This is a genomic window from Paraburkholderia pallida, from assembly GCF_004524855.1.
Lineage (GTDB): Bacteria > Pseudomonadota > Gammaproteobacteria > Burkholderiales > Burkholderiaceae > Paraburkholderia > Paraburkholderia oxyphila.
In genome coordinates, this window is record NZ_CP038150.1 from 1,517,175 (window position 1) to 1,539,513 (window position 22,339).

At 65.8% G+C, this 22,339-nt stretch carries 17 protein-coding genes; 3 read left to right on the forward strand and 14 right to left on the reverse strand.

Going from position 1 to position 22,339, the window contains the following annotated elements; translation table 11 throughout:
* Positions 1 to 381: 381 nt before the first annotated feature.
* Entirely contained in the window at positions 382 to 3,285 is a 2,904-nt protein-coding gene (locus E1956_RS33260; protein ID WP_134757192.1) for a winged helix-turn-helix domain-containing protein, read from the reverse strand.
* Positions 3,286 to 3,458: 173 nt separating this feature from the next.
* Positions 3,459 to 4,364, reverse strand: coding sequence for a LysR family transcriptional regulator (locus E1956_RS33265; protein WP_134757194.1), 906 nt, complete (start codon positions 4,362 to 4,364; stop codon positions 3,459 to 3,461).
* A gap of 101 nt (positions 4,365 to 4,465) precedes the next feature.
* Here E1956_RS33265 and E1956_RS33270 point away from each other — a divergent pair, with 101 nt between their 5' ends.
* Positions 4,466 to 5,125: a DsbA family oxidoreductase gene (locus E1956_RS33270; protein WP_134757196.1), complete on the forward strand. Its 660-nt coding sequence runs from the start codon at positions 4,466 to 4,468 to the stop codon at positions 5,123 to 5,125.
* Positions 5,126 to 5,129: 4 nt separating this feature from the next.
* Here E1956_RS33270 and E1956_RS33275 read toward each other — a convergent pair whose 3' ends face one another.
* The 8 genes from E1956_RS33275 to E1956_RS33310 all read right to left on the reverse strand — a co-directional run bounded on the left by E1956_RS33275 (position 5,130) and on the right by E1956_RS33310 (position 13,451).
* Positions 5,130 to 5,585 carry a DUF3331 domain-containing protein gene (locus tag E1956_RS33275; RefSeq protein WP_232071959.1) on the reverse strand — a complete coding sequence of 152 codons (456 nt, stop codon included), beginning with the start codon at positions 5,583 to 5,585 and terminating at the stop codon, positions 5,130 to 5,132.
* 273 nt (positions 5,586 to 5,858) lie between these two features.
* Positions 5,859 to 6,983, reverse strand: a complete 1,125-nt coding sequence (locus E1956_RS33280; RefSeq protein WP_134757198.1) for an alkene reductase — start codon at positions 6,981 to 6,983, stop codon at positions 5,859 to 5,861.
* A 138-nt stretch (positions 6,984 to 7,121) separates the two neighbouring features.
* Positions 7,122 to 8,273 (reverse strand): FAD binding domain-containing protein, encoded by a 1,152-nt coding sequence (locus tag E1956_RS33285; RefSeq protein ID WP_134757200.1) that lies wholly within the window; start codon positions 8,271 to 8,273, stop codon positions 7,122 to 7,124.
* Between the two features lie 188 nt (positions 8,274 to 8,461).
* The gene (locus E1956_RS33290; RefSeq protein WP_134757952.1) at positions 8,462 to 9,583 is read right to left on the reverse strand and encodes an amidohydrolase family protein; all 1,122 of its coding nucleotides are present in this window, start codon (positions 9,581 to 9,583) and stop codon (positions 8,462 to 8,464) included.
* 48 nt (positions 9,584 to 9,631) lie between these two features.
* Positions 9,632 to 11,278 (reverse strand): cation acetate symporter, encoded by a 1,647-nt coding sequence (locus E1956_RS33295; protein WP_134757202.1) that lies wholly within the window; start codon positions 11,276 to 11,278, stop codon positions 9,632 to 9,634.
* Positions 11,275 to 11,637: a DUF485 domain-containing protein gene (locus E1956_RS33300; protein WP_134757204.1), complete on the reverse strand. Its 363-nt coding sequence runs from the start codon at positions 11,635 to 11,637 to the stop codon at positions 11,275 to 11,277. The genes E1956_RS33295 and E1956_RS33300 overlap by 4 nt, the downstream gene beginning before the upstream one ends.
* A 103-nt stretch (positions 11,638 to 11,740) precedes the next feature.
* Positions 11,741 to 12,964, reverse strand: a complete 1,224-nt coding sequence (locus tag E1956_RS33305) for an FAD binding domain-containing protein (protein ID WP_134757206.1) — start codon at positions 12,962 to 12,964, stop codon at positions 11,741 to 11,743.
* A 1-nt stretch (position 12,965) separates the two neighbouring features.
* Positions 12,966 to 13,451 (reverse strand): VOC family protein, encoded by a 486-nt coding sequence (locus E1956_RS33310; protein ID WP_134757208.1) that lies wholly within the window; start codon positions 13,449 to 13,451, stop codon positions 12,966 to 12,968.
* A gap of 278 nt (positions 13,452 to 13,729) precedes the next feature.
* Here E1956_RS33310 and E1956_RS33315 point away from each other — a divergent pair, with 278 nt between their 5' ends.
* Complete coding sequence (locus E1956_RS33315; protein WP_134757210.1) at positions 13,730 to 14,887, forward strand: FAD binding domain-containing protein; 1,158 nt, start codon at positions 13,730 to 13,732, stop codon at positions 14,885 to 14,887.
* Positions 14,888 to 14,950: 63 nt separating this feature from the next.
* On the opposite strand, the gene E1956_RS33320 is transcribed toward E1956_RS33315, so the two are convergent.
* A complete protein-coding gene (locus tag E1956_RS33320) occupies positions 14,951 to 15,862 on the reverse strand; it encodes an AraC family transcriptional regulator (protein ID WP_134757212.1) in 912 nt (303 codons plus the stop codon).
* 374 nt (positions 15,863 to 16,236) lie between these two features.
* Between E1956_RS33320 and E1956_RS33325 the strand changes: the two genes are divergently transcribed.
* A complete protein-coding gene (locus E1956_RS33325) occupies positions 16,237 to 17,223 on the forward strand; it encodes an alpha/beta fold hydrolase (protein ID WP_197732984.1) in 987 nt (328 codons plus the stop codon).
* 1,046 nt (positions 17,224 to 18,269) lie between these two features.
* On the opposite strand, the gene E1956_RS33330 is transcribed toward E1956_RS33325, so the two are convergent.
* The 3 genes from E1956_RS33330 to E1956_RS33340 are packed head-to-tail and all read right to left on the reverse strand — an operon-like array spanning position 18,270 to position 22,335.
* The gene (locus tag E1956_RS33330; protein WP_134757214.1) at positions 18,270 to 20,534 is read right to left on the reverse strand and encodes a xanthine dehydrogenase family protein molybdopterin-binding subunit; all 2,265 of its coding nucleotides are present in this window, start codon (positions 20,532 to 20,534) and stop codon (positions 18,270 to 18,272) included.
* The gene (locus tag E1956_RS33335; protein WP_134757216.1) at positions 20,531 to 21,055 is read right to left on the reverse strand and encodes a (2Fe-2S)-binding protein; all 525 of its coding nucleotides are present in this window, start codon (positions 21,053 to 21,055) and stop codon (positions 20,531 to 20,533) included. Before E1956_RS33335 ends, E1956_RS33330 begins: the two co-directional genes overlap by 4 nt.
* Positions 21,052 to 22,335: a c-type cytochrome gene (locus E1956_RS33340; protein WP_134757218.1), complete on the reverse strand. Its 1,284-nt coding sequence runs from the start codon at positions 22,333 to 22,335 to the stop codon at positions 21,052 to 21,054. The genes E1956_RS33335 and E1956_RS33340 overlap by 4 nt, the downstream gene beginning before the upstream one ends.
* Positions 22,336 to 22,339 lie beyond the last annotated feature (4 nt).

Genomic DNA, 22,339 nt, shown 5'->3' on the forward strand with positions numbered 1-22,339 from the left:
AAATGCGCTGAGGTTCTGACTAGTGAATGCACGGGCGTGCTGGCTGGCGAATGCGTGGGCAAGCCACTGATCAAATACGCTGGAGTCCTACGAAAGCGCGTGCATCCCCTAGTTCTGGTTATGCCCCACGGCGCGCGGAGCGTCGCCGGATGGATGAGCCCTTAGTCACTCCGGCGAGTAGCAAGTGGTGGCAGACGCTCCGGAGCCGCTCCGATGTACAGGGCAGTGGTGGACTGCGTCACACTGGCGGTTTAAGCCGCTTTCTTTTGCCTACTTTTCTTTGCGGCTGCAAAGAAAAGTAGGTGCCGCCCCGCACAGGGGCAACGCCTGCGGCCCGCCGCGAAAACAAGTTTAGGCCAAAGCCGGGCCTGGAATCACGCTCTAAGCGCTATGAGCTGCCCGCGCCCGCACGGAGCGCTCACTGCTCAACCGGCGTCGCAAACGACCAAGCCGCTGCACATCAGGTACTGAGGAATCCAGATCGAATTCCTTATCGATCCCAGCAATCAACGCGGCCGCTTGGCGTGCCTCGTCCCTATCGATAAGATGCTCCGCAAGATCAACCGTGGCCCGCAACCGCCAGATCACGGCACCGTGCTCACCCGCAACCGCAATTGCGCCGCACAGAAATCGGCGGCCATCCGCCTCATGCCACCCGCGCACATCAGGCCCCGCGCCGTCCTGCACGCGCGCCCGCTGCAACGCCACCCAACCGCGCGCCCGCATAAGCTCAGGTAAAAAGCACTGTTCGCCGTGCGTTTCACCGAGAGATATCGCCTCATCGAGCCTTGCAGCAGCGGCCTCGAAGCGCCCCGCCTCCACGAGCAACTCGGCCCACGAGACGATAAACGGCGCCATCGCCCCACGAATCCCACGCGCCACCAGGCGCAGCAACGCAGGCTCGAGCCGCGCAAGCGCCGCCGCGCTATCACGATCGCCATCCCGCAGTCCGCACTGAACCGCCAGACACTCGGCGTAATCCTCCCAGATAGCGAATCGATGCGTCGCCACCTGCGAACGCAACAGCGCGAGATACCGCGACGCCGCCTGCATGTCGCCACATTGCAGCGCAACTGGCACCGCAACCGTCGCAAGCAACTGACTCAGCGAAGGCTCCGGCATCTCGCCACGCGCGTGCGAGAGCGCCTGCTCGATGAGCTGCATGGCGCGCGCCGGCTTGCCCTCGAGCCACGCGATTCGCGCCAGCGCGCCATGGCAGAAAACCAGCGGATCAACATCCAGCGTGGCGCACGAGCGCTCCGTGCAACCCGCCTCGCCCAGCACCGCAACGGCATTTTCGAGGCGCTCGCGGGCCTGCTCGTGCTCGCCGAACGCATGTAGCGAGACCGCCACCATCGCGCCGGCAAGCGGCTCGTGCCAGCGCGGTTCCGCGCGCCGCGCGGCCTGCTCGAAGCGCGTGGCGTAGCGGATCGACGCGTGAACGTCCGCTGTGGCCAGCGCCGCGTTCCAGAGCCCGCATAAGGCTCGCGCTGCAAAGGCGTCGTCCTGGGCCGACTGTGCGAGCCGCCACACGCGTTGCCAGAGCGACATCGCACGCTCGATGTCGTCGCCCGCGTGCATGAGCGTCGACGCATAGGCCGTGCACAGCCGCATTTCGCAGACGATGTCGACCGAGCCGGCCGGCAAGGTGTCGAGCACGGCAAGCGCGCGCTTCGCCCGCTCGCAGCATTCGCGCACGAGCGAGGCGTCGAGCAGCGTGCCCACCAGCGCCCCCGCAAGCGCCACGCCCTGGGCGGGGTCGCCGTCGTCGGAGAACGCCCATTCGTAGGCGGTGCGGGCGTCTTCCAGCGAAAAGCGCGCGGGAATCTCCGCGCCGGCACGGGCGTCGTGCGCGAGCACGAGGCCGCTTTCCTCGATCCGCGTTTGCATGTAGCGCATATGCCGCGCCGAAATCACATGGAGCTCACCTTCGTCGCGCAGCTTGTCCAGCGCATAGGCGCGCGCGCATTCGGTCAGCCGGTACGTCGCAATGGGCCCGTGAAACTCGACATTGAGGAGCGACTTCGTCGCCAGATCGCCGAGGCCCGATACGATCACCGGGATCGACATGCCCGGCTCCGTGCCAACCGCGCAGACGGCGTCGAAGGTGAATGTGCCGGTAAAGCACCCCAGCCGCCGGTAGAGGACCCGCGATGCCGTGTCGAGCAGCGCGTAGCTCCACTCGAACGTCGCGCGCAAGCTCTGGTGCCGCGGCACCGCCGAGCGCGATCGTCCGGCAAGCAGATCGAGCCGGTGATCGAGCCGCGCCGCAACGCCCTCGACACCGAGCGTTGCCACCCGCGCGGCGGCAAGCTCGATGGCGAGCGGCAGGCCATCGAGCCGGCGGCAGATCTCGGCCACGAGCGCAATGCTGCTTTCGTCGGTCGCGCAATCGGTCGCAAACGCGCGGGCGTGGCACAGGAACAACTCGACCGCCGGATGCGCGAGCAGCGCTTGCGTCGACAGCCCGCTGGCGGGCGCGCCAAGCGCTTCGAGCCGCAGCACGGACTCGGCGCGGATGTGCAGGGCTTCGCGGCTCGTCACGAGAATGCGCGCCGATGGGCTGCGTGCCGCCAGCGTCTCCACGAGCCCGGCCACGATGTCGATCACATGCTCGGCGTTATCGAGCACGAGGAGGCAGCGCGATGCAGCGAGCGCATCGGCGACAGCATCGGCGCCTGGTTGCGCGTCATCCACGCGCGGCGCGAGCGCGTGCGCAAGCGCCGCAAGGACCTCCTCATGCGATGAGGCATTCGCCAGTTCTACGAAGCATGTCGGCAGACCGTAGCGGCTGTGCATCTCGCTCGCGACGTGAAGCGCGAGCGCGGTCTTGCCGATGCCGCCCGCGCCGACCACGGTGGTGACGGGTTCGCGTTCGAGCTGGGCGATGACCTGTTCGATCTCGGTTTGCCGTCCGATCAAGGGCGAGACGAGCGGGGGCGCCGCCGCGTGTTGCGGCGCGGGCTCGGTGTGCGCCGGCGCTTCGACGGCGGGCGTGCGCTGCGCGACCAGCACATAGCCCCGTCCCGGCACGGTCTTGATCAGATCGCGCTCCGCGCCCAGCAGCTTGCGCAGCGACGCGATATGCACTTGCAGGCGATTTTCTTCGACGATCAGACCCGGCCACACGGCATCCATGATCTGGTCTTTCGACAGGATGGCGCCATTGGCGCGATACAGCACGTCGAGAATATCGAATGCGCGCGCGCCAATGCGCAGCGAAACGCCGTTCCGCTGGATGTTTCGCTGGTCGAAACTAACCTGCAACGAGCCTATTTGAACCATGGTCGTCTCCAGGGCGTTGGCGGGATCGCAATGCCTGGAGTGTAAGCACACGACCTCGGGGCGTCTTGTACAAAAGTTCACTACGCCCGGCCAACGCAGGCCGGGAGACAGAGGCCTGCGTTGGCCGGTTTGGTACGAATGTCACTTCGCATGGGCGGCAAAGCGATGCCCGTCTAGGGCTGCAGGTCCGCCGTGGTCGTGACGAGCTCAATGAACGCGCTGATGCGCCTCGACCCGCGCTGGTTGGGCAGGTAGAGCGCCGTGACAGCGGATCGCGCGTGATTCGGATTCACCTCGTAGCCTTCGAAGAGCTTCGTCAAGCGCCCGCTTTGCACGTCGGGGGCCACGAGCCAGCTCGGCAGCAAGGCGATGCCCGCGCCGCTCCGGGCCGCTTCGCGAAGAATATCGGAATTGTTGGTCTTCAGTCTTCCCGTGACGACAACCTCGGTCTGCACGCCGTCCTTGCTGAATATCCAGACCTGGCGGTCGGTTCCATAGGAGAAACGCAGCGCCTGATGCGCACTCACGTCGGCGGGTTCGACGGGCGTGCCGAACTCGCTCAAATAGGCCTCGCTGGCAACGACATAGCGCTTGAAGGTGCCGATGTGCCGGCTGATCACGCCGGCGTCGGGCGGCGGTGTGCCGAGGCGGATGGCGAGGTCGATGCGCTCGGTGACCAGATCGGAGAACGTGTCCGTGAGCGTGATGTCGAGGTCGAGCTTGGGGTAGCGCGAGAGAAACGCGCCCAGATGCGGGCTGATGCACTGGCGCGCGAATTCCACCGGCGCCGAAACCCTGAGCGGCCCGGACGCTTCCTCGCCGCGGTCGCCGACGGCCGCGTCGGCTTCGGCGAGGTCTTCGAGAATTTGCCTCGCGCGCGCGTAATAGGTCTTGCCGGCGTCGGAGAGCGTGACCTGGCGCGTGGTCCGGTTGAGCAGCGCGGTGCCGAGCGCTTCTTCGAGCGCGTCGACCGAGCGCGTGACCGACGAAGTCGCCAGTCCGAGTGTTCTCGCCGCGCCCGAAAAGCCGCCGCTCTCGGCCACCACGACGAATGCGCGAAGCGCCTGAAGCTTGTCCATTGCGTTGCCTCCCATGCAAAGCGCCGTTGCGTGCCGTTGCCATTCTAGCTTTGGGTAAGCGGCCCTATCTTCGGTGCAGATCCCCCTGAAGGAGAAGTGTGATGGAACCGCTTGAAATGCGTATCACCCATGATTTCATTTGCCCGTGGTGCTGGATCGGCGAGGCGAAACTCGATGAAGCCATCCGCGAGGAAGGCGTCAAGGTCCGCTACGTGTTCGTCCCGTACGAACTGAATCCGGACATGCCAACGGAAGGGCTGGACCGCAAGGCGTATCGCACCGCCAAATTCGGCAGCTGGGCGCGCTCGCAAGCCATGGATTCTCACGTGGTGGACGAAGGCCGCCCGCACGGGCTGGCGTTCGACTATGAACGCGTGAAGCGCACGCCGAATACGCTGGCCGCGCACAGGCTCGTCTGGTTCGCTCAAAACGAGGGACGCGATGCGCGCGCGCTCGTCGACGCCATCTTCCGCGCCTACTTCGCGGAAGGCCGGGACATCGGCGACACGGGCGTGTTGACGGACATCGCGATTGCGGCGGGCCTCGACGGCGCGCGTGTGCGCGAGCTGTTTGCCTCGGCAGACGGGCGGGCCGAAGTTCGCGCGCTCGAAGCCGCCTCCGGGCTCGAAGGCGTCAACGCGGTGCCGTTCTTCAAGATCGGCGCCGAAGCCGTGAGCGGTGCGCAGCCTGTCATCGTGTTTCGCCGGGCCTTGCGTGCGGCCACGCGGTCGGACATGGAGGCGCATGCGCTGAGCGATTGATGCTTCACGCGCGCCGCATGGGTTCGTCTTCGCCTTCGGCCTCGCGGGCTTCCAGGGCCGAGGCGAGAATCGAGCGGTCCGCGTTGCCCGGGCGATGACGACGCCGTCCGCCCGGGCGGTAGACCGCGTCGCCCCGGTTGATGGGCTTGCCCGTGAGGCTGCAGATCGCCTTGCGGCGGGCCAGCGTGCGCGTCCAGAGCTGATCCGAATAATGCCCCGACGTAGCGTCGTTCCAGCACAGCGAAATGGCGGTGCTGGAGAGGCGCTCGAGGATCCGGATATAGCCGCAAAACGGCACGGCCGGTTGCGTACGCGAGGCTTTGCGCACCGGGAGCGCGGGGTAGTCATGGAGCAGCACGCCGCTCGGGCCCGACACCTGCATATCCACTGGCGGGCACGACGCGCGCTCGAGCCAGTCGATGGTTTGTTGCCACGGTCCGTTGTCTGCAAAGTATTCCATCGCGCTGCTCCATGATGCATGCATGGGGGCGGCGCCGCGCGCCGTCATGCATGGGCGTTCGAGTGTCGGGCGTGACGCACAGGGGCGCCGCGCTACGCTGGGACTCAGGCTTGCATTGTGGAGCGTCGCGACTAAAACGTCCTTGGGGCGGGCGTGAAAATTCCTGAAACGTACGAAACCGGGAAAGATGAGCGAGCGCGTGCGCCGGCGCAAAGCAAAGGGCGGCAGGCAATTTTGCCTGCCGCCCTTTGCACGTCGCCTGCTGCCGTCGCGTCAGTCGGAAATGGCAGCGAATTCCGGATAGTCGATGTAGCCTTCGGCGCCGCCGCCGAAGAACGTGCTGGCGTCGGCGTTATTGAGCGGCAGCGCGTCGCGCAGCCGTGCCGGCAGGTCGGGGTTCGCAAGGAACGGGCGGCCGAAGGCGATGAGATCCGCGCGGCCGCTGTCGAGCGCCTGGGTCGCGGATTCGAGCGTATAGCCGCCCGCGAGCATCAACACGCCCTTGAACTCCCGGCGCATGAGCTCGATGATGGCGTCCCAGCGCGGGTCGAACTGCTCGTCCTTCACCGTGCCGACGATCGCGGGCTCCACGAGGTGCAGGTAGGCCAGCTCCCAGTCGTTCAGGCGCCCGGCGATATGGCCAAAGGTGGCTTCGGGCGTAGCGTCGCCCATGCCCATGAAGCGGCCCATCGGCGTGAGGCGCACGCCTACGTTGATCGCGCCCACTTCGTCGCTGACCGCCTGCACGACTTCGAACAGCAGGCGCGTGCGGTTTTCGATGCTGCCGCCATAGGCGTCGGTGCGATGGTTGCTGTTGCTGTTGATGAACTGATCGAGCAGATAGCCGTTGCCGGCGTGAATCTCGACGCCGTCCATGCCCGCATCCATCGCGTTGCGCGCGGCGGCGCGAAAATCGCTCACGACCTGCGCGATGCCTTCGAGCGTCAGCTCCTGCGGCACCGGCACTTCGGCCCAGGCGCCGTTGCCGTTGTCGTCGACGATAAAGGTCTTGCCCGGCACCGGCATGGCCGTCGGCGCGACCGGCAGGCCGCCGTCGGGCTGGAACACCGGGTGCGAGACGCGCCCGACGTGCCACAGTTGCAGGAAGATTTTCCCGCCCTCGGCGTGGACGGCTTCGGCCACGGCGCGCCATCCTTCGATTTGCTCCGCGGTATGGATGCCGGGCGTCCAGGCGTAGCCCTGGCCTTGCTGCGAGATTTGCGTCGCTTCGGTCACGATCAGCGCCGCGCTGGCACGCTGGCGGTAATACTCGACGTTCATCGGCGTCGGCACGTTGCCGGGCTGGCCGGCGCGCGAGCGGGTGAGCGGGGCCATGACGATGCGATGCGCGAGCAGGAAGCGGCCGAGGCGAACGGGTTTGAAGAGGGCGTCAGACATTGAAATCTCCATCAAGAGGGGAGTGGGATGTCTGCAACGATATCGATGACCGGCACGGGAGAGAATCCATCGCCTGCGCTATGCAGTTTTGCGTCGGACGCTACGGCGCGCTTCGCCATGCTCGCGTTGCAGGACCTCTCAGAGCGCTTGGCCGAGGCCGAACGATGCGGCGAGTTGCGGGCCGCGTGCGAGCAGCGAGGCGACCTCCTCGCGCCGCTGCGCGGACCATTGCGCCAGCCGCCCGGCGACATCGGGCGCAGCGGTTGCATTGGGCGCATCGGCTGTGGCTGGCGCCAGCGCTTGCGCGAGCGAAACGGCGTCGTGCGCGGCCTTCGAGGTGCCCGATGCCGTATGCGGGCGCAGCGTGCAGGCCGCATCGCCGATCAGGGCCACGCGGCCGTGCGCGAAGTCGGGGCTCAGGGAGTCGAAGATGGCCTGGACAAAGGGCGCGCGCGTGGCCAGAACCAGTTGCGACAGGACCGCCGGCAGCCGCTCGCTGGCGAGCTGGCGCAGCGTCGCGACCGAACTCTCCGAAAGCTCGCCAGGATGGACCGACGCGTGATGGACGTTTCCCGCACGATCGGTCAAATGGCGGCGCAATGCTTCGGAGTCCGTCTCGTTTCGATACCAGAGCCAGTTGAAACGCCGCGCGCCAGGCGCGAGCGAGCCGTCGAGCGCGGGGATCAGGAAGGCCATGAAGAGCTCGCCGGGCGCCTTGTGCAGCGTCATGTACTCGACCAGCGTCTCGATCGCGGCGGCGTCGAAATCGGCTTCGTCGACGATGCCGCGCCATGCGATGTAGCCCGCAAACGACGGTGCGTAGCCGGGAAAGATCTGCGTGCGCAGCGCCGAGCCCGTGCCGTCCGCGGCGACGAGCACGTCGGCGCGCTCGGTGTGGTCGCCGACATGGACATCGACACCGTCGGCATCCTGCGAGAACCCCGTGACCTGACGGCCATAGCGAATGCGCTGCGGCGGCAGCATGCTGCACAGCGAGCGATAAACGGTGTCCCAGGACGAGAACGGCAGCATCTCCGGCTCGTCGCGCGCGAGCGCGCCGTCACGGTCGATCCAGTGTCGGCGGTGCGTGGGCACGCTGATCATGTCGCGGCAATGATGGCCATGCTGCTCGAGAAACGCCATCATGCGCCGCAATACGGCCACGCCGCCGCCCTGGCCGCGCAGCGGGGTAGCGGAACGTTCGTAGATCTCCACATCGTGCCCGGTGCAATCGAGCGTCAATGCGGCCGCAAGGCCGGCGATCGAGCCTCCGGCAATGATGATTTTCATCCAGGCTGACTCCCTTGTCTGGCAGGCGCGAAGCGTTCCTGATATTGCCTCGTTTCGCGCATCGCGTGCGGCCGCTTCATAACATTTCAGATTTTCACGGGAGGGCGCGCGGATTTTCCGCCGAGTTTTCCGGCGGATTTTCCGCTGATTTTCCGCCGAGTTTCCGCTATACCGCGCGCCGTCCCGCGCTAGATGCGAAGCAGCTTGCCTGCGTTGCCGCCCAGGATCATCGCGCGCTGGTCCGCGCTCAGGTCGAGACGGTCGAGAAAGCGCACCGGCTGCTCGTAGCCCATATCGAAGCAGTAGTCGCTGCCGAGCACGAGACGATCGACGCCGATGTTCTGCATCAGGTAGTCCAGCACCGGGCCGGAATGCGAGATCGTGTCGTAGCTGAAGCGCCGCAGATAGCTGCTCGGCCGTTGCGCGAGGCGCCGCGTTTCGGGCCGCACGGTCCAGCCCGCGTCGAGGCGCCCGATGAGGATCGGCAGCGCGCCGCCCGCGTGCGGCAGCGTGACCTCCAGAGTCGGATAGCGGTCGAGGACGCCGCCCAGGATCAGGTGCGACCCGGCGATTGCCGTATCGAAAGGATTGCCGAGCAGGTTGCTCAGGTAGTAGTCGCCGAGTCTCGCGCCGCCGACGGTCTGCTGCGGGTGCAGAAAGACCGGCAGCTTCAGTTGCTCGATGCGCGCGAAGACGGGCGAGAACAGCGGGTCGTCGAGGTCGCGGTTGTCGATGTTCGTGCCCATGTAGACGCCGCGAACGCCCGGCAGTTGCGACGCGCGCTCGAGTTCGTCGATGGCGTCGGCGGCATTGAGCATCGGCAGCGTGGCAAGCACGACGAAGCGTGTCGGATGCTGCTGGTAGACGCGCGACGCCTCCGAATTCCACTCGCGGGCGAGCTTCGCGTTGAACTTGCGGTCGCCCCAATACGCCATCGGCACGCTCAGCGAGAGCGCCTGCACATCGACGCCCGACGCGTCCATGTCCTTGAGCCGCTCGTCGACGTCGATGAACTTCATCGGCAGGGGACCGAGGCCGCCTGCGGGCGACTTGAAGGTAAAGCTCTTGTCGTCGCAGACAAACGAGCCGCCGAACTGCTTGCCCTCGCCGCCCACCAGGTTGCAATAGCTTTCTGGATAGTAGTGCGCGTGGATGTCGATCGAGCGGACGTTGCCGGGCAGCGAGCCGGTGGCCGCGCGCTGGGGCTCGCTTGCCGAGGCGGTGCGTCCGGCCACGGCCGCGCCCGCCAGCGCGGTGAGCGCGCCCAGCATACGGCGGCGGCCGGGTGAGGTGCAGCACGAGCAATTCATCATAGGTCTCCGGAGTTTTTTTGGGGTTGATTCGTCGTCTTGAGTGTTTTATCCATGGCGGGCCGTGCCGAGTTCGCACTCCACGAGCTGCGGGTCGAACTGTGCGCGCTCGCGCGCCGCGCGGGCCGAGCTGTCGGTGAGGGAGAACACGACGATGCCGACGAAAGCCGCAGCCATCGAGAAGAGCGCGGGGTACTCATACGGATAGACCGCATGGGCGTGGCCGAGCACCTGCACCCAGACGGTGGGGCTCAACACGGTCAGCGTCACGGCGGTGCCGAGGCCGATCATGCCGCCCACGACCGCGCCACGCGTGGTGAGGCCGCGCCAGTAGACCGAAAGCAGCAGCACGGGGAAGTTCGAGCTGGCCGCGATCGAGAACGTGAGGCTCACGATGAAAGCGATGTTCTGCTTCTGGAAGGCGATGCCGAGCAGGATCGCCAGCACGCCCAGCACGAGCGTGGTCACGCGCGCCACGCGCATTTCCTCGCGGTCCGACGCCTTGCCGCGGCGCAGGACGTTCGCATAGAGATCGTGCGAGATCGCGGAAGACCCGGCCAGCGTCAGGCCGGCCACCACGGCGAGGATGGTCGAGAACGCGACGGCGCAGATGAAGCCGAGGAAGACGTTGCCGCCGACCGCGTGCGCAAGATGGATCGCCACCATGTTCGCGCCGCCGATCAAGGCCCCCGAGGCGGTGTGGTACTGCGGGTCGGTGGCGACGAGCGCGATGGTCCCGAAGCCGATCACGATGATGACCGCATAGCCGGCGCCCACGATGCCCGTTGCGTACAGGATGCTCTTGCGCGCGGCCTTGACGTCGCCGACGGTGAAGAAGCGCATCAGGATGTGGGGCAGGCCGGCCGTGCCGAATATCAGCGCGAGGCCGAGCGAGACGGCGGAAACGGGATCGGAAACGAGTCCGCCGGGGCTCATGATGGCGAGGTGCTTCGGATGCGCGAGTATCGCCTGGGCGAACAGCGCATTGAGGCTGAAGCCGAAATGGGCCAGCACCATGAACGCCATGAACGCGGCGCCCGCGAGCAGCAAAACGGCCTTGATGATCTGAATCCACGTGGTCGCGAGCATGCCGCCGAAGAACACATAAACGACCATCAGCAGACCGACGATCACGACCGCGAGCGTGTAGTTCAGGCCGAACAGCAATTCGACGAGCTTGCCCGCGCCGACCATCTGCGAAACGAGGTAGAGCAGGACGATGACGATCGAGCTCGATGCCGCGAAAGCGCGAATCGGCCGTTGCGCGAGCCGGTAGGACACTACGTCCGCGAGCGTGTACTTGCCGAGATTGCGCAGCGGCTCGGCGATCAGGAACAGGATGATCGGCCAGCTCGCGAGAAAGCCGACCGAATAGATCAGGCCGTCATAGCCGCTCGTGAACACGAGCGCCGAGATGCCGAGCAGCGAGGCCGCCGACATGTAGTCGCCCGCGATCGCCCAGCCGTTCTGCAGCGCGGTGATCTTGCCGCCGGCCGCGTAATGGTCGGCCACGCTGTTGTTCTTGCGGGCGGCCCAGCGCGTGATGAACAGCGTCGAGGCGACGAACAGCAGGAACATGCCGATGGCGATCGGGTTGTGTCCGTGCGAAATGGCAGAGGGCGGCGACGAGGCTTGCGCCGCGAGTGCGGGCAGGGCGTCGAGCGCGAGCGCGGCCGTTAGCAGAAGGCGTTTCATTTGCCAGCTCCTTGCCGGATGGATTCGACGATGCCGTCGTGGACCGAGTTGGCGCGCCAGACATACACGGCGACCAGCGCGAACGTGACCACGAACATGCCGAAGCCGACGGGGATGCCCCACGTCATCGGCTCGCCGGCCACGATCGGCTGCCCGAGCAGCTGGGGCGAGAACGCGAGGGTGAGGATGAACGCGAAGTAGATCGCGAGCATGAGCAGCGTGAGCGTCCAGGCGAAGGTCCTGCGCTTTCTGACCAGATCGCGAAAGCGCGAGTCGCTGAGTAACGGATGCGGTGCGATGGCGGACGGCGCCATGCTTTCCATGACGGCGCTGGCGGCCGCCGGGGCGGGTTGTTCCACGATGTCTCCTTCGTGTCGGGTGTGTCGAATGCGTGGCGATTGGTGCGATCGGGGCGATGGGACTGGCGGGGGACGCCAGGACCCATCCGGGATCAAAGCGAAATCAAAAATGGGTCGGCACGGCGGTTTCGCGCATCACGGCTTCCGGCGTGCGATACAGCTCGGCCATTTCGCGCTCCGTTTCGTCCTTGAGCTGCGCCTGCATATAGGCGCCGAGGTGGCGCGCATGCTGGACGATCGCGGTGCCGAACTGCGTGCGCACGTCGCTGTATTCCGCCAGGGCATCGAGCGGGTTGGCGTGCCGCGCGAGCGCCGTGACGAGCGCCATCGCGTCGCCGGCCGCCTTGGTCACGCCCATGCCGCAATGCGGCCGCGCCACGAAGGCGGCGTCGCCGAGCAGCGCGATCCGGCCGAACGCCATCTGCGGGACTTCCAGATCGAAGATCGGCTGAAACAGCGGCTGCGTCGTGCGGGTGACGACCTCGGCGAACTGCGGCGCCAGCAGGGTGCGTGCGGACGCTTGCATGTCGGCGAGCACGTCGCTGCGGATGAGCGTCGGCGGGATGCCGCCGGACCAGCGCTTGCCCGTTTCATCGGTCAGCAGATTCGGCAAGTCCTCGTCTTCGCTGGTGGCACGGTACCAGACGAAGTTGTAGCGGCGCTCGCCGGGCTGGGTGCTATTCCCCTGGCCCGCGACCGGGTAGCCGATCATCTGCTCGCGGGGCGGCAGGCAGAAGGCGAACTTGTCGAACAGGGCGGCGTGCGTGTCGCCCGAGAGCGCGAGTTCATCGACAAGGCCGCGCCACGCGACATAGCCCGCGTACTGGAGCTGAACGTCGGGCAGGAACTTCTCGCGCACAGCCGAGCGGAATCCGTCCGCCGCGATCACGAGATCGGCCTGCACGCGCGAGCCGTCCGAGAGCGTGAGGGTGGCGTGTTGCGGGCCATCCTCGATGTCGGTCACGACCGCGCCGGAGTGGTAGTGCTGATTCGGCAAGGCCGCGCGCAGCACGTGATACATCTTGCTCCACGCCGTGAGCGTCTGGGGCAGCTCGCGCGTGGAGAGCACGGCGCCGTCCTGCGCAAAGGTCACGCGCGATTGCACCGGAACGCCGATCGATTCGTCGACGCGCACGCCCGCGGCATGCATCACGTCGAATAGTTCGGGATGCGTAACGATGCCCGCGCCCCGGCCAGCAAGCTCATCGGGCACGCGCTCGAATACGTCCACGTCCCAGCCGCTGCGCAGCAGGAGATTCGCGGCGAACAGGCCGCCAAGGGAGCCACCGATGATGGCCGCTTTACGGTTGGTCGTTATGGGGTTCATGTCAGTCTCCGAAGGCTGCTGCGTTTTGCGTTTGAGCTGCGTCCGGGAGCGTCAGACCGGCCACTTCGGCAGCGGGGAAGTTCAGTTCGACCGTCACGCCGGACGGATCTTCGATAAAGACCTGGTGCAGACCGAGGCTGGGCACCGTGCGGTCGCGCCATGCGATGTTCTCGGCGCGCAGCGTGTCCCACATCGCCTGAACGCCGGTGGCCAGAAAGGCGATGTGGTCGACGGTGCCGGTGCCCGTGGCGGGCACCGCCTTGTCGCCGAGATAGGCGTTCAGGCCGTCCGGATTCTCGGGGTCGACGCCGATGATGTGGACCGTGCCGTAATCGCCTTCGTCGCCGCCCATGTAGAGCCAGGCACCCGGAAAGTCGAAAGGCGGGCGGTAGCCACGCTTGAAGCCGAGCACACGTTCGTAAAACCGGCACGACCGTTCGAGATCGAGCGTGCGGATCGAGTAATGCGCGAGTTTGCTAACAGGCATGTTGCGCTCCTGGTATTTATCGAGTGATCATTGATCGGTTGATAAACTATAGAGGAAAGATTTCGCCCGGAAAAGCAGACCCCAAACGGTGTTAACCCTGGAGAGGCACGGTCGCGAGCCGCGGCGAGAGCCGGGAAAGCCGCGCAAACAGGGGCTCTGCGGGATTTGGCGAGGCGCCCTTGTGCGCGACGCAACGCAGCTTTGCGTGCGGCCCCTGTTCTGCAACGCCACGCGCGCGCCTACGCTATGCACCAATCCAAACAATAAGGAGCAGTGTCATGGCTGATCAAACATCGCATCGCGCAATCGTCATCGGCGGGTCGCTGGGCGGCCTGTTTACTGCGGCGTCCCTGCGCGCAATCGGCTGGCAGGTCGACGTGTACGAGCGCTCGGTGAACGAGCTGGACAGCCGGGGCGGCGGCCTCGTCATGCAGCCCGATCTGCTCGAGGCCTTCCGCTTCGCCGGCATCGCGCATGCGCCGCAGCTCGGCGTGCCATCGCGCGACCGGCAGTTTCTCGACGCGAGCGGCGCCGTGCTGTTTCGCCAGCGCATGCCGCAGGCCCAGACGGCCTGGAGCGTGCTGTACAACACGTTGAGGGCCGGCCTGCCCGACGACATCATTCACCCGGGCATCGCGCTATCGGACTTCACCCAGGACGGCGACACGGTCGAAGCGATCTTGTCGAACGGCCAGCGCGTGCGCGCCGATCTGCTGATTGGCGCGGACGGCCCGCATTCGGCGACGCGCTCGCTCGTGCTGCCCGACGACCATCCCGACTACGCGGGCTATGTGGCGTGGCGCGGACTCGTGCCGGAGCGCTCACTGGACGCGGCCGCCACGGCGCAGCTCGTGGACGCGTTCACGTTCCAGACCGGCGATGCGCACCAGTTGCTGACCTATCTGATACCGGGAGAGGACGGCTCGACGGAACCGGGCGAGCGGCGCTGGAACTGGGTCTGGTACCGGCCGTTGGCCGTGGGGGCGCCGCTGGACGCGGCGATGACCGACCGTGCGGGGGTGCAGCGCACGCTCTCGGTGCCCCCGGGCGCGCTCACGGACGAGAACCGCGACCGCCTGCGTGCGGACGCGAGCAAACAGCTCGCCCCCGCGCTGGCGTCGCTCGTGCATGCCGCCGACGAGCCCTTCCTGCAGATCATCCAGGACTATCGCGCGCCGCGTCTCGTGTTCGGGCGGGTGGTGCTGCTTGGCGATGCGGCGTTTATCGCGAGACCGCACACCGGCGCGGGCGCTTCGAAGGCCGCCGCGAACGCCGTAGCGCTGGCGCAGCGGCTGCGCGGCGCGGATGGAGCCATCGACGACGCGCTGGCGCAATGGCAAGCGCAGGAGTGGCGCAACGGCATGCGCCTGTACGAGCTCGGGATCGGGCTCGGGGCGCAGGTCATGGGCAAAGTCGACCGGCACGCGGCCGCATGAGCGCGGCTTGCGACGCCGTCAAGGCGAGCGCACGCCGTTGACGGTGCGGCGACCGTTCTTGCTTCAGCCCGCCGGCCGGCGCCGCCACGCGCCGGGCGGCGCGCCGACGAGCTTGAGAAATACGCGGCTCAAGTGGCTTTGGTCGGCGAAGCCGCAACTCTGCGCGATAGCCGAAAGCGTCATGTCCGTGGTTTCGACGAGCTGGCGCGCCTGCTCGGTGCGCTTCTCGAGCAGCCATTGATGCGGCGTGCTACCGGTGGCCTTGGCAAACGCGCGTATGAAATAGCCGCGCGAGAGATTGCATTCGCGAGCAACGTCGGCAATCGACAGGCTCTCTCGCGCGCGATCGAGCAGCATGTCTTTTGCGCGCGTCACGCTGGCGGCCGACAGTGCGCCCTTGATGCGTTCGTCGGCGGGCCGCAGATCGCCGTAGCGGCGCGCGAGATGGGTGCCAATCGCGAGACCGAGCTGCTCGATCAGCAGCGTGTCGAGCGAACCGGGTGCCTCGATGCTGGCCGCGAGCGCGCCCGCGAGATGGCCGAGCACGGCATCCTCCTGTTCAGTACGGCAGATCAATCCGCGCACCGCGGGCACGTTGTGCTCGTCGGCGAGCCGGGTCAGGAACGTATGGGGGAGCTCGACCAGCAGAAAATCGAAATTGCCATACAGATCGGCGCGGTAGTCCTCGGAGAAGTCGCGGATGTAGATCGAATGGTCATGAAAGCGCCTGTCGATCGACTGTGCTCCGCGAAAGATCTTGCGGCGATGACCGCTGTTCAACGACACGCCCACCAGAAAGCCGCGTTCGCAAGCGGGCATGGCGATGCGCTCCAGCTCCGGCTGGTCCATGCATTTTCGATAGAACGTGATGTCGCCGCTCTCGACCTGAAGGTCCTTGCGCAGCAGGTTGGAGGGACACCCTAAAGAGTCTTTCTTCATGGTTGCGGGGCGCGGTGTGGACACGGGCGAAGTCATCAAGACCACCTCGGGCCAGACGCGGCCCAACAAGAAATTTGCAAACCCCTTACATGCGGGCTTGCTGCGCTGTAACGCAGCGTAATTATGACTTAGATCCGCGATGCGCGTGAGCGGCCGAATCTTCTGCCGCGGTGACTGCCTTCAACCATCGAATTGTTTTATTGGACGAAACGTCATCCGTGATGGACGCGTTCCATCGCTCATGCGACTCACCAGAATATTTAAGGCTATTTAAGCGTGCGCAAAGGATATTTTACGGCGCCTTGAATACGCTTGAAGGCGATGCGAAGCCTTGCTTTTTTTGCATCGCGGACAACGACAACGCGCATCTTGCGGCATATGAGCATGCCACACGGAGAACAACGATGAGTATGGAACAGCAACAAACGAATGCGCCGTCGCCGGCGCGACGCCGGATGCTATCGGTCAGCGCGGGCGTGGCCGGCGTGGTCGCCGCGGCGAGCCTGCCGACGGCAGCTGCCGCGTCGGCGGGCGGCGGGGTGGCCGGGCACAGCGGCGGCGACCATCGTCGCAGCGGCAACTACGTGAAGGCCAAGGACGGCACGGAAATTTACGTCAAGGATTGGGGCACGGGTACGCCGGTCGTGTTCTCGCACGGCTGGCCGCTTAGTGCGGATGCGTGGGATCCGCAGATGATTTACCTCGTGAACCAGGGCTACCGCGTGATTGCGCACGATCGCCGTGGGCATGGGCGTTCGGGTCAGCCTTCGGGCGGCAACGATATGGACACCTATGCGGACGATCTGGCTGCCGTGCTCGACGCGCTCGATGTGCGCAATGCGATGCTGGTTGGCCATTCGACGGGCGGTGGCGAGGTCGCGCATTACATTGGCCGTCATGGTTCGAAGCGGGTGGCCAAGGCCGTTTTGATTGGCGCGGTGCCGCCGCAGATGGTCAAGAGCGCGAACAATCCGGGCGGCCTGGCCATGTCGGTGTTCGATGGCATTCGTGATGGCGTGGCTGCCAATCGATCGCAGTTCTATATCGATCTTGCGACGCCGTTTTATGGCTTCAATCGTCCGAACGCGAAGGTGTCGCAGGGGCTGATTCAGGAGTTCTGGCGCGAGGGGATGCAAGGGTCGATCAAAGGCCAGTATGAGTGCATCAAGCAGTTCTCCGAGGTCGATTATACGGAGGACCTGAAGAAGATGGATGTGCCCACGCTTATCCTGCATGGTGATGATGATCAGATCGTGCCGATTGATGATTCGGCGCGGTTGTCGGCCAAGATTGTGAAGCATGCCACGCTCAAGGTTTATCCTGGTGCTCCGCATGGGATGTGTAGTACGCATTCGGCGCAGGTGAATGCTGACCTGTTGGAGTTCCTCAAGGGGTAATGGTTTTGCCGGCTGTTAAAGCCGGTGCTGATCGAGATCGGGGGCTACTGCTTGCCGGCGCGTTTGGGGTTACTTTGGGGCCAATTGTTTGCTTTGGCCTTAACCTGTATTCGCGGCGGGCCGCAGGCGTTGCCCCTGTGCGGGGCGGCACCTACTTTTCTTTGCCGCGGCAAAGAAAAGTAGGCAAAAGAAAGCCGCTCAAACCGCCAGTGTGACGCCGTTCACCACTGCCCTGTATTTCGGAGCGGCTCCGGAGCGTCTGTCACCACGCGACGTCAACCGGAGTGACTAAGGGCTCATCCATCCGGCGGCGCTACGCGCGCCGTAGGGCATATCCAAAACCAGTGGGATGTACGCGCGTTTGTATCGCTCAAATATATTCGCTCAGCAGCTCGCCCACACATTCGCCAGTCAGCACGCCCGTGCATTCACCGGTTAGCACCCCAACGCATCCACCGGTTAGCACCTCAACGCATCACCAGTTTGCACCTCAACGCGTTCACCGGTTAGTCACCTAAACGCATTCACCAGTTAGCATCCCAACGCATTCACCGGTTGGCACCCCAACGCATTCACCGGTTAGTCACCTCAACGCATTCACCAGTTAGCATCCCAACGCATTCACCGGTTAGCACCTCAACGCATCCACCAGTTCGCACCACAGCACATTTACCGGTCAGCACCGCCGTGCATTTATGGGGCGGCACCCTTAACGCATTCGCTGGCCATCCCGCCTGGTTTTCCATGCAGACCTTTCCGCCCGCGCGTAGCGCGTGGCGGGAAGAATGAGCCCTTTGTCACTAACGCGGAGTGTGCGAGGCGACGGATGCCCCGGAGCCGCTCCGATGGACAGGGCAGTGGGGGACTGCGTCACACTAGCGGTGTGAGCCGCTTTCTTTTGCCTACTTTTCTTTGCGGCTGCAAAGAAAAGTAGGTGCCGCCCCGCACAGGGGCAACGCCTGCGGCCCGCCGCGAAAACAAGTTAAGGCCAAATCGCAGGGCCCTGGCACCAGAAAGAAATTCGCCCCAAACCCCGGGGCGCCCCATCAAACTTCAATAAGCTTCCTCAAACCATCCCCCGCAAGGGGCATCTCTCGCAACCGCTTGCCAGTTGCATCAAAAATGGCATTACCGAGCGCACCGGCCGTAGGCCCCATCGACCCTTCAGCGACTCCAAGAAACGGCGCCCCCGGCCGATCGATAAGATGCACCTCGATGCTCTTGGGCACCGACGAATACCGCAAAATCGGATAAGTACCCCAATCAAAACTGCGCACACGGCTAGTGTCATACCGCAATTCTTCATGCAAGGTCCAACTAGCCGACTGCACGATACCGCCTTCGATCTGGTTGCGCACGCCGTCGGGATTCACGATCTGGCCTGAATCGATGGCGGCCACCGCGCGTTCGAGCGTGACCTGTCCCGTCTCCGGCTCGACCGAGATTTCCACGGCAATGGCCACATAAGCCATCAAATTCTTGTACTTCGCAAACGCGAATCCCACCCCCCGATTGCGCGCCCGTGGCGGCCGGGGCCATCCAAACTGCTTCGCCGCCAGCGCAATCACATCGCGAGCGCGCGGATCATCCATATGGCGCAGCCGGAACTCAACCGTATCGATACCGGCCATGTGCGCGAGATCGTCCATCGTGCTCTCGATCGCAAACACGTTGGTATGCGCACCCAGCGAGCGCATCGCCGAAGTCTGCAAGGGCATCGTCGGCGAGAAGTTGTTCATCACCTCGATATTCGGCAGCGTATAGAGCGGAATCCCGTTGCGGTCGCCGCCACCCTCAGGCTGCAGCATCGGCGTAGAGGGCGCGGGAACGAAGGGCTTTTCGAGCATGCGCGCAGGCAACAAGCGCCCCGCGTTGACAATGCGCTCGTTGTGCGAGCTGCTCCAGAGCGCATACTGCCAATCCACGATGTGCCCGCCCGCGTCAATCGACGCCTTCACCTCCGTCACCATCGCCGGCGTGAAGTGGTCCCACGTATGCTCCTGCTCGCGCATCCATTGCACCCGGATCGGACGCCCCGGCATGGCGACGGCGATCAGCGCGGCGTGAGCGGCAACGTCATCGGCGCCATTGTGGCCGTAGCAGCCGGAACCCTCCGTGTGAACGCAGCGGACGTTCTCCTTGGGCATGGAGAGCATTTCGGCCAGCGCGTCGCGCAGCGGGTAGACGCCTTGCGAGTGGGTCCAGACCGTGAGCTGGCCGCCGTCGAGGTGCGCGACCGAGCACGACGGCCCAATCGAGCCGTGCATCAGATAACGCTTGATGAATCGCGCGTTGAGCGTCTTCACGGCCGGCGCGGCAGGCGCATGGTGGTCCGCGATCTTGATCTGCTGCGTGCAAAGCGGCTTGAGGTCGCGATGCACGGTGGCCGGATCGGGCAGGGCGCGTCCCGCCGACCACTGGCTGCTGGCCGCCAGCGCGCGCTGCGCGAGCACGGCCTGCCATTCGCCTTGCGCCACCACGGCCAGCATGCTGCCGTCGCGCACGATCTTGAGCACGCCCGGCATCTTCATGATCGCGGCTTCGTCGAAACCCAGCAGCTTCGCGTCGTACACGGGTGGCATGACAACGCGCGCGTGCAGCATGCCCGGCAATTGCATGTCGTGCACATAGCTCACGCCGCCCGTGACCTTCGACGGGATGTCGAGGCGCGGCATCGGCGTGCCGATCGTGCGGAACGTCTTCGGGTCCTTGAGCGGCGAGGTCGGCGTCGCATTGCGATGCAGATCGACAAGACCAACCGCCTCGCCGTAGCTCATCGTGCGCCCGTCCTGCGCGCGGATCACCGCGTCGTTGGCGCTGAGCGTGGCGGCGTCCACGCCGAAGTGCTGCGCGGCGGCATCCACGAGCAGCCCGCGCACCTGCGCTGCCGCGTTGAGCAGCGCGCTACCGCTGTCGGCGATCGTATGGCTGCCGGCCGTGAGCCCTTCGTCGGGCGAGGCGCCCGTGTCGGCCGTGAGGAAGGTGATCAGTGACGGCGCCATGTCCAGCTCTTCGGCCGCGACCTGAAGCAGCGCCGTGCGCACGCCCGTCCCCAGCTCCACCTTGCCCGTGAAGACGGTGACCTTGCCCGCGGGCGTGATCTTGATCCATGCGTCCAGCAGCGGATTGGTCTTGAGGCTGCCCGCAAGCGTCTCGGTGGCCTTCGCGACGTGCACGGCCGCGCCTTCGTCGGCGATCACTTCCTGGGCCAGCGCGTCCGCGCCCTTGACCATGCTGAACGCCACGAACAGCGCGCCCGAGATCATGAAGCACCGGCGGCCTGCGTCGATGAAATCGTCTTGTTCGCTCATGATGCGCTCTTGGCGGCGGTGACGGGTTGCGCGGCCACCGAGGCGGCCGCATTGGCGACCTGCGGCGCGGGCATGCCCGCTACTTCGCGGATCGCCGCAAGGATGCGCATGTGCGTGCCGCAACGGCAAAGGTTGGGCTCCATGTGCGCGCGCAATTCCTGCTCGGTGGGATGCGGGTTGCGGTCGAGCAGCGCCTGCGCGCGCATGATCATGCCGGCGATGCAGTAGCCGCACTGGGCCGCCTGATGCTTGATGAACGACTGCTGCAATGGGCCCGGATGCTGGGCGTTGCCGAGACTCTCGAGCGTGCGCACGCGCCGTGCGCCAATCGCGCTCACCGGTACGAGGCACGAGAACGTCGCCTCGCCGTCCACGATGACGGTGCAGGCTCCGCATTGGCCGAGCCCGCAGCCGAACTTCGCGCCGTGCAGCTTGAGGTCGTTGCGCAGCGCATAGAGCAGCGGCGTTGACGGATCGATGTCGAGCGCGTGCTGCACCCCATTGACGTTCAGTGTGATCATTGCGCGCTGTCCTCCTTTCTGAGCGTGGCGACCAGCGGCTCCGCGTCGGGCCAGGCGGGTCTTGTCGAGTACGCGCCGCGCACGTAGGCCACGAGGTCGGCGATCTCGCGGTCGTTGTAGATGCCGGAAAACGCGGGCATGTAGTTCATCGAATCTTCGCCGTGCCAGGTAATGCCGTTGAGGATCATCTGGACCGCGTTGCGCGGCGTCTGCCCGTTGACCGCCGTGCTGAACGCGAGCGTGGGGCGCTCGCCGATCACCTGCATCGGCGAGCCGGTGCCGTGGCATTGCGCGCACGAGGCGTTGAACAGCACCGCGCCGCGCTGCTCGGCAGGCGTGGCTTCGCGCGCCGCGACGCGCTCGACAGCGGCGCTGGCGGGTGGTGCGCCCTTTTGCAGCGAGAGGATATAGGTGGCAATCGCCTCGACATCTTCCGGCGGAACCGTCGCGAGGTCGCGTGTGACCGGCAGCATCGGGCCCGCGGCCGCGCCGTGCTCTGAAGCGCGGCCGGTGCGCAGGTAGGTGACGAGCTGGTCCTTTGTCCACGGCTTGGCCGCCGCGTCGAGCTGGTTCAGCGGCGGGGCCTCCCAGCCGTCCACGACGCCGCCGTCGAACGCGTGGCCCGCCTTCTCGCCGCCGATCGCATTGAGCGGCGAATGGCACGACGCGCAATGGCCGAGGCCGTCGACGAGCAGCTTGCCGCGGCTTAGCTGCGCGTCCTGCGAGGCGTCCGCTTCGCGCGGGCCCGAGCGCAGGAACAACAGGTTCCAGAAGGCGAGCGGCGGCCTGAAGTTCAGCGGAAAGATCAGCGCGTTGTCCGGCGCGCGGGCGTGCACGGGTTCACGGCTCATCAGGTACGCGTAGGCCGCGGAGATGTCGTGGTCGGAGATGCGCGTGAAGTGAATGTAGGGAAACGCGGGATAGAGCAGATGCCCATCGCGCGAGACGCCTTCGCGCACCGCGCGCGCGAAGGCCGCTTCGGACCAGGTGCCGATGCCCGTCTCGGGGTCGGGCGTGATGTTGGTCGCGTAGATCGTGCCGAACGGCGTCCTGAGCGGCAAGCCGCCCGCGAACGGGCGGCCGTCCTTCGCGGTGTGGCACACGATGCAGTCGCCGAGCGCGACCACGCGCGCGCCTTCGCGCTTGAGGCTGCCATCGAAGCTGTCCGGCGACGGCGGGGCGATGGGCGCGATGGCGGGCTTGTAGATGAGGGCCGTGGCGACAGCGAGGCCCGCGATCACGACCCCCGCCGCGCCGATCCAGATACGTCTTCGATTCATATGT